The sequence below is a fragment of the Actinomyces sp. oral taxon 170 str. F0386 genome, assembly GCF_000195595.1.
Taxonomy (GTDB): Bacteria; Actinomycetota; Actinomycetes; order Actinomycetales; family Actinomycetaceae; genus Actinomyces.
Map to the genome: position 1 here is coordinate 59,124 of NZ_GL882539.1, position 12,484 is coordinate 71,607.

Genomic DNA, 12,484 nt, shown 5'->3' on the forward strand with positions numbered 1-12,484 from the left:
CACCGGCGCCGCGAGCCTCAGGGGCGGCCGTGCCCGCCCTGCTCGTGGCAGCGGGCAGCCCACCAACGCCGACCGGCGCCGCGGAGCCGTCAGCGCTCCCACCTCCGGGTGAGGCCGTCGCCTTCCCGCCCGGGACCGCACCGGCACCGTCACTGGGCGCCGCCGAAGCCGACGGAGCCGCCTGTGCATCGGGCGTAGCCGACGGCGTCACCGTGGCACTCGCCGACGGCCCGGCACTGGGCGTCGAGGACGCCGCCCCCGTCGAAGGCGGAGCCGACGGCGTACTGGGTGGAGCCGCCTGCGCACCGGGCGCGGCCGACGGCGCCGCCGTGGGCGCCGCATCGGCGGGCACCTCGACGTAGAAGCTGTTGAGGACCTGACCGGCGGCGTTCACTGACTCCAGAGTCACCCAGCGGCAGCTGTCCGCGGAGCCTGTGCGGCAGGCACCGGTGGGTGCGTCGGCCGGGACCGTGAGGTCGAAGCTCGCCTTACCGGTGGTGGGGCCGGTACGGTCCACGGTCAGGTCGATGTTCTGACTGAAGAACTCCTTGTCCCCGGAGCGGGCACGGACCCGTTGCGCACCGAGGGTCTGTTCGGAGGCGTTGGTGTAGGCCAGGGAGTCCATCGTCACTGTCACGAAGCCGGCCCGGCCCGGCTTCGGGACCGCGCTCATACCCACCTGACGCTTGGCGTAGGACGGGCTCAGGGGCTTGTCGCCGAAGGACTGCAGGTAGGAGATGAAGACGGTGTGCTGGAGCGTGCCGACGTTGACGACGGCATCCTCGTCAGGACTGGGGAAGTCGTTGTTGTCATGGAGCAGCTCGTAGGTGGAGGCCAGGACCACCGGGTCCGTGTCCCCCAGAACCTGCCCGTCGACCCGGATCTCACGCACTGTGGGAACCTTCCCGTTCTCCACCGTCGCGTCGGGATCCACGATGACGTCAACATTCGAGGACAGCCCCAGGTTGAGCACGGGGGGCTCGGCGTAGAACCTCCACTGGTGGGCGATGAGCTTCTTGAGCTTTGCACCATTGACGGTGACGTAGGCGAGCGGTTTGTTGTCGGATTGGACGCTGAGTGCCTCCCCGTAGGTCACCAGGCCGTCCTGGTCAGGGCGCAGGATGTCGTCATGGCGGCCGGACTCGAGGTAGGTGAGGTCGTTCTTCACGTCGCGGGTACTGACGATGCCGACATAGTGGCTGGAGCCGGGAGGTTTGATAGAGGTGATCCAGCTGTGATACGAGTCGGCGACCAGGTCGGCGGCTGAGGACTCCGTTGCCGTATTGGTGTTGGGGACACTTCCGTCAGACCCCCGCAGGAAGTCCGCCCCGATATGCGCCAGCGGCTGCTTCGAGACATCCCTGGCGGCACCTTCGTACTCCCAGGTCTTGTTCCAGACCTCAGGAGAGGATCCTCGGCATGCGTAATGTCCGATCCACATGTTCTCTGCGCTGGAGGAGACGATCTTCCGAGTCGTTCGGTCGTACTCCAGGAGAATGTCCCCGAAGCTCCGACCGTAGATCTGGGGCTGGACGACAGCGATCGAGTTTCCCTCGAATCCGGTGACGACCTGTCCGTACTCCCCTGCCCCACGGCCGGAGACGACGGCGTCGACATTCTTGGAGAAGCTTGTCGCCGTGGAGGCCATGTCCTCGTGGCTGAGCACGACGACGATGTCGGCCTCACCGTTGGCCGGGTTGCCGTCCTTGAGCTCGGCGGCGCGGGCGTTGGCCGTGGCCACCGCCGGGGAGACGCTCAGAACCTCTCTGTTCGCAGCGAGTGTTCGGATGGGAAGCTCGTCGGTCACCACACCGACGAAGCCGACGCGCACCCCGTCGACCTTCTTGACGAAGACCCCGCGACCGCTCCCCTCGGCACTGAGGGAAGCGGAGCCGGACACGTTCGCCGCCAGGATGGGGAAGTCGGAGGCTGGCAGGATCCTGTCCTCGAGGTCCTTCACCCCTCCGTCGAGCGCGTGGACCCCCAGGGCTGAGGCATCCAGCTTCATCGTATTGAGGCCATAGATGATGGGCTGGTCCTGCACGAAGGAGGACGCGTGGGGCGAGGCGCCGATGTTGCCGCCGGAGGAGACGACAAGCGTGTTGGGGAAGTCCTCCCGGACCCCGCGGACAGCGCACTCGATTCCGATCAGGCCGTAGTCCCTGGAGGGGTCGTACTCCTCGGTCTCCGGGTTGTACCCGCTCGTCTCCAGGTAGTGACCGCGAAGGTTACCCAGGCCGATCAGCTTGATGCGCACCTTGTTGCCCGGATCGTCGGCCCCTTGGTTCCCGTCAGCGCCGTCGGGCGGCTTCTCCACAGCGGCGGCCGGCGGTATGAGGGATGCTGTCGGAGCCGCGACCATGGGACTCAGTGCAGCCACAACCAGAGCGCTCAACGCAGCGCAGACTCGTGCTCTCCGAGTTGGAAATATTCTCATGTCAATCCTCGTGGGACGTAGGGATGGAGATCGGGATCACGTGAGGAAAGGAACATCATCAAGGTACGCCCCTCCCGGGACTTTTGCAGTGTTTTTTACGATCTCAGCCAGTCAGTAGGTGCCCGGTCGTGACTTCTCACCAAGGATCTGCGTCGATTTCGCCCGCCCTCACAGCACAACGACGGCGTCCGTCACCTCGGAGGAGAGGTGACGGACGCCGTCGCTATGGGCGCGGGCCCGGATCAGGCAGGTATCAGACGATGCCGTGGGCGATCATGACGTCGGCAACGCGGGTGAAACCGGCCGCGTTGGCGCCGAGCACGTAGTCGCCGGGGCGGCCGTACTCCTCGGCCGCGGCGACGCAGGAGTCGTGGATGTCAGTCATGATGCCGGTCAGCTTGGCCTCGGCGGTGGCGAAGTCCCAGCGGGTGCGGCCGGCGTTCTGCTCCATCTCGAGGGCGGAGGTGGCCACACCACCGGCGTTGGCAGCCTTACCGGGGCCGAACAGGATGCCGGCCTTCTGGAAGGCCTCGACGGCCTCGGGGGTGGAGGGCATGTTGGCACCCTCGGAGACCACGCCGCAGCCGCCCCGCAGCAGGGTGTTCGCAGCGTCGCCGTCGAGCTCATTCTGGGTGGCGCAGGGCAGGGCGACGTCGCCGGGGACGTCCCACACGGAGCCGTCGGTCACGAGGCGGGCGCCGGGGCGGCGCTCGACGTAGTCGGCCACGCGGCCGCGCTCGACCTCCTTGACCTGCTTGAGCAGCTCGAGGTCCACACCGGCCTCGTCGACGACGTAGCCGGAGGAGTCGGAGAAGGTGATGGGGGTGGCACCGAGCTGCTGGGCCTTCTCGATGGCGTAGATCGCCACGTTGCCGGCACCGGAGACGATGACCTTCTTGCCTTCGAGGGACTCACCCTTGGTGGAGAGCATGGACTGGGCGAAGAGCACGGCACCGTAGCCGGTGGCCTCGGTGCGCACGAGGGAGCCGCCCCAGGCCAGGCCCTTGCCGGTGAGGACGCCGGCGTCGTAGGAGTTCCGCAGACGCTTGTACTGGCCGAACATGTAGCCGACCTCGCGGCCGCCCACGCCGATGTCTCCGGCGGGCACGTCGGTGGAGGGGCCGATGTGGCGGGAGAGCTCGGTCATGAAGGACTGGCAGAATCGCATGACCTCGGCGTCGGAGCGGCCGTGCGGGTCGAAGTCGGAACCGCCCTTGCCGCCGCCGATGCCCTGGGCGGTCAGGGCGTTCTTGAAGATCTGCTCAAAACCGAGGAACTTGATGATGCCGGCGTTGACCGAGGGGTGGAAGCGCAGGCCGCCCTTGTAGGGGCCCAGAGCGGAGTTGAACTCGATGCGGAAGCCGCGATTGACGTGGACCTGGCCGGCGTCGTCGACCCACGGGACCCGGAACATGATCTGGCGCTCGGGCTCGACGATGCGCTCCAGGAGGGCGCCCTCGGCGTAGTGGGGGTGCTTGGCGATGACGGGACCGAGGGACTCCAGCACCTCGTGGACGGCCTGGTGGAACTCGACCTCTCCACGGTTGCGAGCCACAACCTGCTCGTACACCTTCTCGACAACGTCCTGCATGAGGGACTCCTTCGCCTAGCGGAATAAGCTCAGCACCTGGCTGGTCGCCGCGGCACCGCGAAAAGGCTTCCACCGAGACGTTCACTGAGACGAAACATCTCGCTATCCGGAGGAAACATAGGCGCCGAAAAGGCCGCATTTCGGACGATAATGCAGCCGAGGTCACAGTTCTCGGATGATCCTGTTATGAACGGTGAACAGTATTCGGACACCTCCGGCGGCTCAGCCAGAGCGGCCCGCTACACCCATGGCCACGGGGCGGCGGTCCTCAGCGCGCATTCACGTCGTGGCGCCGAGGACTCGGCCGCCTACCTCCTGGGCCGCCTGCGCGCCGGGATGGATCTGCTCGACGTCGGCTGCGGGCCTGCGACCATCACCGCGGACCTGGCCGAGCACGTGGCACCCGGCCGGGTCGTGGGCCTGGACGCCGCTCCCGGCGCCCTGGAGGCGGCCCGCGCAACGCTGGCCGAGCGGGGCCTGTCCGGGCAGGTGGAGCTGACCACTGGAGACGTCATGGCCCTGCCCTTCGACGACGACTCCTTCGACGTCGTCCACGCCCACCAGGTCCTCCAGCACCTCAGCGACCCGGTGGGGGCCCTGACGGAGATGCGGCGCGTCGCCCGTCCGGGCGGGATCGTGGCGGTGCGCGACGCCGTCTACTCCGCCATGACCTGGTTCCCGGAGCCGGAGGGCATGAGCCTGTGGCGCTCGGTCTACATGGCCACGGCCCGGGGCAACGGGGGCGAGCCCGACGCCGGAAGCCGGCTGCTCGCCTGGGCCCACCGGGCGGGGTTCACTGAGGTGACGGCCTCGGCCTCCACCTGGTGCTACGCCACGCCCGCCGACCGCGCCTGGCAGTCGACGACCTGGGCGCAGCGGAGCCTGACCTCCTTCGGGCCGCAGGCGGTGGAGCTGGGGCTGGCCAGCAGCACCGACCTGGAGACGATGGCCCGGGCCTGGCGACAGTGGGGCGGCAGCGAGGACGCCTGGTTCGTCGTCGTGCACGGCGAGGTCATTGCCCGTGCCTGACGGCGGACGCACGAGATCGGCCGGCACCGTGAGTCTTCGTGCCGGCCGGAAGGAGGGCGGCTCCGGCACCGGGGCGGGAGTCAGGCGCCGAGTCCCCAGATCGAGGCCACGCCCGGCGCAGTGAAGCGGAATCCGGAGGCGAGCAGCGCCTGGGGAACCGCGCGCTGGGAGGCACCGAGCAGCTCGGCAAGCATGCTGCCGATGCTTCCGGTACCGCCGGCCACCCCGGTCCTCCCCGCCCGGTCCAGCAGGACCTGGGGCACCACCGCCATCGAGGGCGGGCCGCAGGCGCGGGACATTAGCCGGTGGAGGTCGCGGTTGCGCAGAGGCTCGGGCGCGGTCAGGTTGACCGGCCCTCGGATGTCGTCGTGCTCGATGGCCCATAGGAGGCCGGCCGCGGCATCCTCCAGTCCGATCCACGGCTGCCACTGGTCGCCACGGCCGAGCCGGGCCCCCGCCCCCACCCGGTAGGCGGCGCCGAGGAGCCTGCCCAGCCCGCCCGAGGAGCTGACCACCAGGCCCGTGCGGGACTGGACCGTGCGCAGCCCGGCCCGCGCCGCCGGGCCCGCAGCGGCCTCCCAACGCAGGCACAGCTCGGACAGGAACCCCTCACCCGGGCCGCACGCCTCGGTGAGGATCTCATCGCCCCGATCCCCGTAGAAGCCGGTGGCCGACCCACTCAGCAGGACCCCGGGCCGCCCCGCCGGGGGCAGGCTCGCGGCGACCCGGGCGATGAGGGCGGTGGTGGACAGGCGCGAGGCCGCCAGCGCGCGACGGCGCGCCGGTGTCCAGGGGCGCGGCGCGATCGGGGCGCCTGACAGGCACACCACGGCTCTGGCCCCCTCCAGGGCGCCGGGCGCCAGGATGCGCTCGGCGGGGGCCCACCAGGCGTGCTCCCTGCCGGAGGCATCAATCTCGATGCCCTCCCGCGATGCCTTGTCCGGTCCGCTGCGGTGGAGGATCCGGATCCTCCAGCCACTGTCCCGGGCCATATCCGCCAGGCGGGATCCGATGAGGCCCGCGCCGGCCACGACGAGCAGCCCCGGGCCGCTGCGGCGGCCGGGCGGTGCTGAGGGGATCCCGTGAGTGCCCATTGACCCCACCCTAGGCCCTCGGCCGCCCCTTGGGCCCGCCCGGCCTCGTCTGCGCCCCTGGCGCCAGCGCCGGGGGCAGGAGGAAGGACCCTCCTCCTGGGTAGGGAGTGAGCCGTACCGACTCACAGGATGCACACAACTGGCACCCACTCCTCTAGGCTCATCCCAATGCCCGAGAACGCCCCCTCCCCTCGCTCTCCCGTGATGGACCTGATGGCCCTGCGCTCCGTCACGGAACTGCCCGTGACCCGTCGCCACGTCCTGGACCCCGAGATCCTGCGAACGGTGGCCGCCGTCGATCGAGTCGGCGACCTGACACGTTTCAACGTCGCAGAGGTCCCCGAACTCGCCCGCGTCTCCGAACTCGAGGAGCTCCTGACGCCCGATGAGCATGGATGGGCACTGGGGCACGCGCTGTCGCTGGCCGTTGAGCACGGGCAGCGCCTGTGGCTCAGCGAGGTGACCCCGGAGCAGCTGGAGCGGCTGCGAACGGTTCTGGGCGAGACGCTCGTCCACATCGCCTCCCTGGATGAGCCCGGCGACTCCGACGGGGACGGCAGCGTCGTCGTCGCCGTGAGCCCGCGCCACCTCCTGGACAAGTGGGCCACCGGGAGTCCTGCGCAGATCGGCTACCTGCACACCGTCCTGGAGGGGACGGACCCGCTGCGGGTCTCTCGGCACACCTTGGCCGCCCTGCGCGAGGCGGAGGTGGACCTGGTACCGCGTGCAGGCATCGTCCGGCTGCTGCACAACCCGCGCTTCCTCGCCTACGCAACCGTCTTCATCTACTCCTCGTTGCGGGCGCTGCCGGCCGTCTACGCCCCCGGCTTCCGCGGCAACCCTTGGGTGCTGTGGACCATCGACATCATCACCGCCGTCCCCTACACATGGGGCATCATCGCCATGGTGGCAGGTCGACGACGCCGTATCCGCTTCGCCGGGTTCCTCGTCACCCTCATCACCTTCGTTGCGCCCTACGTGTACTTCTTCCTGGCGGGTGATGACGGACACGGCAACCACTACCCCGGCTGGGTCGTCATGGTGGTCATCGGCCTGGTGCTGGCGACCTTCCTGCTCGAGGGCGGGCGCTGGCTGCGGGACGTGGCCGTCGCCCGGGGCCTGCGCACGCCGCGGGGAGGCTAGGGAGTCGCCAGGCTCGGACTACCGGCTAAGCAGCCGCCCCTGTGACCGGCTCGGCCCCGCGGATCGAGCGCAGGACCCCGGCGAGCAGGAACCAGCCACCGGAGACGACGATGACGGCGACCAGGCTGAGCGGCCGCTGGGGGTGGATCGCCACGAGCCAGCAGGTGGCCAGGAACCACACCGCCACCGCACCGATGTTGAGGGCACGGAAGCGCTTGACGCGCGCCGGGTGCGCGTAGTGCGTGGGCACGAGCGTGAGCACCACGAAGATGAGGGTGACGACGATGTTGAAGACCGCCGGGGTCTGCAGCACGTAGAACATGAGGGCCACGATGTTCCAGGCCGCCGGGAATCCCACGAAGTAGTAGTCGGTGGACTTCCACTGCTTGTTGGCGTAGCAGAACATGGACGAGCTCAGGATGAGGGCCATGAGCAGGCCGGCCACCGGCCTGGGCCCCATCGGCAGGGCCACGTACATGAAGACGGCCGGGATGAAGGTCCACGTGAGGTAGTCGACGACGATGTCCACGATGCCGCCGTCGAACCAGGGGATGATTTCGGAGACCCTGGCACGCCGGGCCAGGGTGCCGTCAACGCCGTCGACGACAAGGGCGACGAGCAGCCAGAACCACATCCAGGCGAACTCCCGGCGGGGGTGAATGGTGGCGAGCATGGCCAGGCTGGCCCACACCAGCCCCGACATGGTCAGGATGTGCACTGCCCAGGCGGCGGCACGGGCCCGTGCCGGGTACTGCGCCGTCGACACGAACGGTCCCCTCTCGGTGGATGACACTGATTCACGAGAAGTCTATGTGGTTCACAGCCGCAGCACATATCCGTCGGGCGCATGCCCCGGTGCGCACCGCCTCCCGCGCACGCGCCGATCCCGCCCCGGAACCGTGTGTGTCCCCGTACCTGGTGGGTACGGGGACACACACGGTCTGCCACGCGCCCGCGAGCGCGTGGAGGAGATGACTCACATGCTCACGTCGCGGAAGTCGAAGGGGTAGATCCCCATGGGGTTCCAGTGGGCGAGGAGACGAGCGCCGGTGGCCGCGTCGTGGGCCCACAGCTCGCTGGTGATGACGACGCCGCCGCCCTCCAGCTCACTGAGGTCCAGGCGGTGATGGCCGTCGACGTAGTCGTCGGCCTGCTCCACCGGGTAGAGGGCCAGGTCGGCGGCGGGGACGGACAGGCCGGTGAGCTGCTCGTCGAGGCCGGCGAGGTCATTGCCGGAGATGCCGTAGCGGCTCGCCAGCTCGTTGACGTCGCGGCGCGCGATGGCGGCGACGAACTCCTGGACCTCGGTGTAGATCCGACGGCGCAGCTCCTCGTTCCCCCACGGGGCCGGGGCCGGCTCGGCGGGCTCCTCCTGGGCGGCCTCAGCGCCGTCGGCAGCCTCGGCGCCCTCCACGGGCGCCTCAGGTGTCTCGGCGTTCTCCTCGTTGCTCTTCCCGCGTTCCTCAGCGACCTGCTCGGTCGGGGCACTCTGGTCCACACGGTCCTCGGCGTCATCCTCAGGCGTCGAGGCGGTTGGCGCGGAGGCCGCTCGAGCCTCAGGCTCCGCCGCGTCGGCAGTGTCCGTGACGCTCGCTGTCTCCGTCGCGTCTGACGCGGGCGGCACCGCGCCCTCGACGGAGGCCGCGTACCAGGGGATCTCCGCCTGCTCGGACCGTCCCGACTCACCGGGCTCCTCGGACGGCTCCCGGGTCGCCTGCTCGCCCTCGCGGCCGGTGTCGACCGGGGTCCGTGCCGAGACCGCCACGTTCTCCCAGGCCTCACCGGAGGAGGCTGTCGGCTGCTGCTCGACGGCATCGGCCAGGGCCGACTCAGCCGGGTCGGGGGCGACGGTCTCACCGGTGGGCGCGGCGACGGGCTCGCCACCGGGGTGCTCGACGGAGGGGACCGCCACCGGCTCGTAGGCGGACTCGGCCGTCCCGGAGGACGGCGCCGTCCGCGTCGGAGCGGCGACCTGCGAGGCTGTCTCGGGGACCGCATCGGCGGCGGCCTCAACCACCGCCTCCGAGGCCGGCTCAGCCGGGGTCTGGGCCGTGGCGGCGGCGTGCCTGACCCGACGCGTGTCGGCGTCGGAGCCGGTCTGAGGCGCCGGGGCGGCGGGTGTCTCGACGACAGCCTCGGACTGCTCCTGCGGGGCGCCCTCGGACGCGACGGGGACCGCCCCGGGAGCGGCGGGCATCTCCACCATCGACGGCGTCGTCACGGCCGGCGCGGTCACCTCACCGTCCTTGACGCCCTGATCGACGGGGAAGGGCTGGACGAGGAGGGTCTCGCCCGTCGGCGCGGCGACCGGCTCGGTCTCGACCGGTGCGGCCGGCTGCTCGGTGCCCTCAGCGGCGCCGGAGCCCTCGGCCGGCGTGTGGGCGGTCGCGGCCATGTGCCGGGCCTGGCGGGCGACGGCCGCGTCCTCCGCCTCGGGGGCGGAGACCGGAGTGAGGATCTCGGCCTCGGCAGAAGCGGACTCACCCGCCTCCGCCTGCTCGGTCACGGCCCCCACCATCGCCTCGGGCGTCGGCTTGGAGGCCGGTACGGGCTCGGCGGCCGCCTCAGGAGCGTTCTCAACGGGCTCGGAGACGGGAGCAGACGGCGCCTCAGCCTCAGCCGGCACGTTCGCACCGGTGGCGATGGCGGCCTGGGCAGTGGCACCGGCGTCGACCGACGCATGCTCACCCACCGGCCCCTCCGACGCGGCAGTACTCTGTTCGGCCGCCTCCTCCACGGACTGGTCGGCCTCAGCCGCCTCACCCCTCTCGGCGGTCTCAGAGGTCAGGGGCGCCTCCGTGGACTCCTCGGGACCCTCCGCGGCCGGTTCCTCGTCCACCGGGACGACCGGAGCGGACTCCGCAACGACCTCGGGCAGCGGGGCGGTGATGTACTGACGCCGCTCCACGCCCACGCGAGTGAGCTGGCCGGCGAGGATCTCGGGGCGGCCGAGGTAGTCCCAGACCTCGCCGGGACCCGAGCGCAGGCTCAGGGAGGGGGCGTCGAGGATGGCGACTCCGCCGTCGGGCAGGAAGCACAGGAACAGCCCGGTCATCTCGCCGGTGGCGGCGTCCCACAGGCGCACGGTGCCGTCCTCGGAGCCGGTGAGGACCCGGGTGCCGTCGGGACTCCACTGGGCGTCGGTGACGCCGAAGCGGTGGCCGGCCAGGGACAGGACGACCTTGCCGGAGACCTCGTCCCACACGCGCACGACGCCGTCGTCGAAGCCGGCCAGGACCCGGGTGCCGTCGGGGTTCCACGCGTAGGAGCGGACCATGGCGGCATCGTCGCGCAGCGTTACGAGCTCGCCGGAGGTGATGACGTCCCAGACGTGGGCGGCGCCGTCGGCACTGCCGGTGACGACGCGGGGACCTCCTTGCGTCCACACGACGTCGCGCACCCAGTTGCCGGTGTAGGTGTGGATGACCTCGCCGGTGGTGGCGTCCCAGATGCGGGCGGTGCCGTCCTGGGATCCGGTCAGGACGCGCTGGCCGTTGGGGCTCCAGGCGACCGAGGTGATCATGTCGCGGTGGCCCTCGAGGGTGAGGAGGCGCTCGCCGGTGGTGGCGTCCCAGATCGCGGCGCGGTTGTCCCCCAGGCCGGAGAGGATGCGCTCGCTGTCAGGGCTCCAGGCGACGTCGTTGACGTCGTCCTCGCCAGCAGTCAGAGCCTGGACGACGTCGCCGGTGGCGGCGTCCAGGATGAGGACGCGTGGTGAGAGGTAGGAGGAGGTGGCCAGGCGGGTGCCGTCCGGGCTCCAGACGACCTCGCTCAGCTCGCGGGCGCCGTTGTCCACGGTCAGCCGCGGCTCGCCGGTGGCGGCGTCCCAGACGCGGTTGCCACCGATCTTGGCGCCGATGGTGAGCTTCGTGCCGTCGGGGCTCCAGGAGACGGTCTCGACGGAGTTGCCGGCCCCCAGGACCAGCTGGGTCTGGCCGGTGGCGGCGTCCCAGACGCGCACGGTGTCGTCGTGCGAGCCGGTGGCCACACGGCGCGAGTCCGGGCTCCAGGCCAGGGAGCAGGCCCACTGGGTGTGACCGCGCAGGCTGAAGAGCTCCTCGCCGGTGGCGGCGTCCCAGACGTGGGCGGTGGTGCCGGAGATGTCGTCGGTGACGATGCGGCTGCCGTCGGGGCTCCAGGAGACGACGCTCACCCAGCGGCGCTCGCGGCCGTGGAGGCTGAGGACCTCCTCGCCGGTGGCGGCGTCCCAGACCCGGGGCTCGGCGGAGTCGAAGGCGGTGATGATGCGACGCGAGTCCGGGCTCCAGGAGAGCCCGGTCATCGGCTCGATCGGGCCGATGTGAGTCGGCTTGCCGTCGGGCCCCACGGTGCCGCCGCGCCCCACGAAGGCCATGGGGCCCACACGCAGCAGCTCGGTGCCGGTGGTGACGTCCCAGACACGGGCGGTGCCGTCGTCGGAGGCCGTGGCCACGCGGGTCCCGTCCGGGCTCCATGACACGGCGGTGAGGTGCTCCGTGTGGCCGGACAGGGTGCGCACCACCTGGCCGCTGGAGGCGTCCCAGATGCGGGCCGATGCGTCGTCGAATCCGGTGAGGATGCGGGTGGAGTCGGGGCTCCAGGCCACTGCCCCGCCGACGCCGGAGCCGCCGACGCCCAGGGTCAGAAGGTCGGCACCGGTGGTCGCGTCCCAGACGCGCACGCTGTGGTCCTCCGCCGCGGTGAGGAGGCGCGTACCGTCGGGGCTCCAGGCCACTGCGCTGATGGACAGGCTGGGGCCTGCGAGTGCGAACAGCTCGGTACCGCGGTTCGCGTCCCAGACACGGGCCGTGCCGTCGTGAGATCCGGAGAGGAGCCGCGTGCCGTCCGGGCTCCAGGCCACACCCCACAGCGCGTCGAAGTGGCCGGCATACAGTGACACCTCGCGAGGGTCGATCATCCCCGAGGTCTCTGAAGGCACAGTCATGGTTGAAGTCTAGAGATCTCTGCGAGGTATCTGCGGCATCTTGAGCCGATTGCGAGCAGTTACCTGAGTGATATCTGGCAAATCCGCGGCTGAGAGGGCGCCACGCCGGGCGCGCGACACGCGGTGACGCCGCCTTCCGCGCTACCAAGCCCCGTCCGGGCGGGGTCGGAGGGGCGTCGCGCAGCCGGCAGCGAATGACTCGCCGCCCGCCTCGATATCTTCCCGAGACACCCGGAGAATTATTGGCCACTCAGGAGGGCCTCCGA

Annotated in this window: 7 protein-coding genes; 2 read left to right on the plus strand and 5 right to left on the minus strand. The window is 70.6% G+C overall.

Annotated features, from left to right (window positions below; genetic code table 11):
• Both HMPREF9056_RS06880 and gdhA read right to left on the minus strand, forming a co-directional pair.
• A partial coding sequence (locus HMPREF9056_RS06880; protein WP_172635250.1) for a 5'-nucleotidase C-terminal domain-containing protein occupies positions 1 to 2,380 on the minus strand: 2,380 nt, incomplete at its 3' end.
• Between the two features lie 310 nt (positions 2,381 to 2,690).
• Positions 2,691 to 4,028 carry an NADP-specific glutamate dehydrogenase gene (gene gdhA / locus HMPREF9056_RS06885; protein WP_009746704.1) on the minus strand — a complete coding sequence of 446 codons (1,338 nt, stop codon included), beginning with the start codon at positions 4,026 to 4,028 and terminating at the stop codon, positions 2,691 to 2,693.
• 186 nt (positions 4,029 to 4,214) lie between these two features.
• Between gdhA and HMPREF9056_RS06890 the strand changes: the two genes are divergently transcribed.
• Positions 4,215 to 5,057, plus strand: coding sequence for a class I SAM-dependent methyltransferase (locus HMPREF9056_RS06890; RefSeq protein WP_009746705.1), 843 nt, complete (start codon positions 4,215 to 4,217; stop codon positions 5,055 to 5,057).
• Between the two features lie 80 nt (positions 5,058 to 5,137).
• On the opposite strand, the gene HMPREF9056_RS06895 is transcribed toward HMPREF9056_RS06890, so the two are convergent.
• Complete coding sequence (locus HMPREF9056_RS06895) at positions 5,138 to 6,151, minus strand: TIGR01777 family oxidoreductase (protein WP_009746706.1); 1,014 nt, start codon at positions 6,149 to 6,151, stop codon at positions 5,138 to 5,140.
• A 168-nt stretch (positions 6,152 to 6,319) separates the two neighbouring features.
• Between HMPREF9056_RS06895 and HMPREF9056_RS06900 the strand changes: the two genes are divergently transcribed.
• The gene (locus HMPREF9056_RS06900) at positions 6,320 to 7,294 is read left to right on the plus strand and encodes a hypothetical protein (RefSeq protein WP_034514158.1); all 975 of its coding nucleotides are present in this window, start codon (positions 6,320 to 6,322) and stop codon (positions 7,292 to 7,294) included.
• Between the two features lie 25 nt (positions 7,295 to 7,319).
• Here the strand turns inward: HMPREF9056_RS06900 and HMPREF9056_RS06905 are convergent, their stop codons facing one another.
• Positions 7,320 to 8,060 carry a phosphatidylcholine/phosphatidylserine synthase gene (locus HMPREF9056_RS06905; protein ID WP_087942220.1) on the minus strand — a complete coding sequence of 247 codons (741 nt, stop codon included), beginning with the start codon at positions 8,058 to 8,060 and terminating at the stop codon, positions 7,320 to 7,322.
• 210 nt (positions 8,061 to 8,270) lie between these two features.
• Positions 8,271 to 12,218, minus strand: coding sequence for a hypothetical protein (locus HMPREF9056_RS06910; RefSeq protein WP_157185029.1), 3,948 nt, complete (start codon positions 12,216 to 12,218; stop codon positions 8,271 to 8,273).
• Between the last annotated feature and the right edge of the window lie 266 nt (positions 12,219 to 12,484).

Bases quoted from the DNA above. Each gene is read 5' to 3' on its own strand.
- HMPREF9056_RS06895 (WP_009746706.1), bottom strand. From the start codon at position 6,151: ATGGGCACTCACGGGATCCCCTCAGCACCGCCCGGCCGCCGCAGCGGC.
- HMPREF9056_RS06910 (WP_157185029.1), bottom strand. From the start codon at position 12,218: ATGACTGTGCCTTCAGAGACCTCGGGGATGATCGACCCTCGCGAGGTG.
- HMPREF9056_RS06890 (WP_009746705.1), top strand. From the start codon at position 4,215: ATGAACGGTGAACAGTATTCGGACACCTCCGGCGGCTCAGCCAGAGCG.
- gdhA (WP_009746704.1), bottom strand. From the start codon at position 4,028: ATGCAGGACGTTGTCGAGAAGGTGTACGAGCAGGTTGTGGCTCGCAAC.
- HMPREF9056_RS06900 (WP_034514158.1), top strand. From the start codon at position 6,320: ATGCCCGAGAACGCCCCCTCCCCTCGCTCTCCCGTGATGGACCTGATG.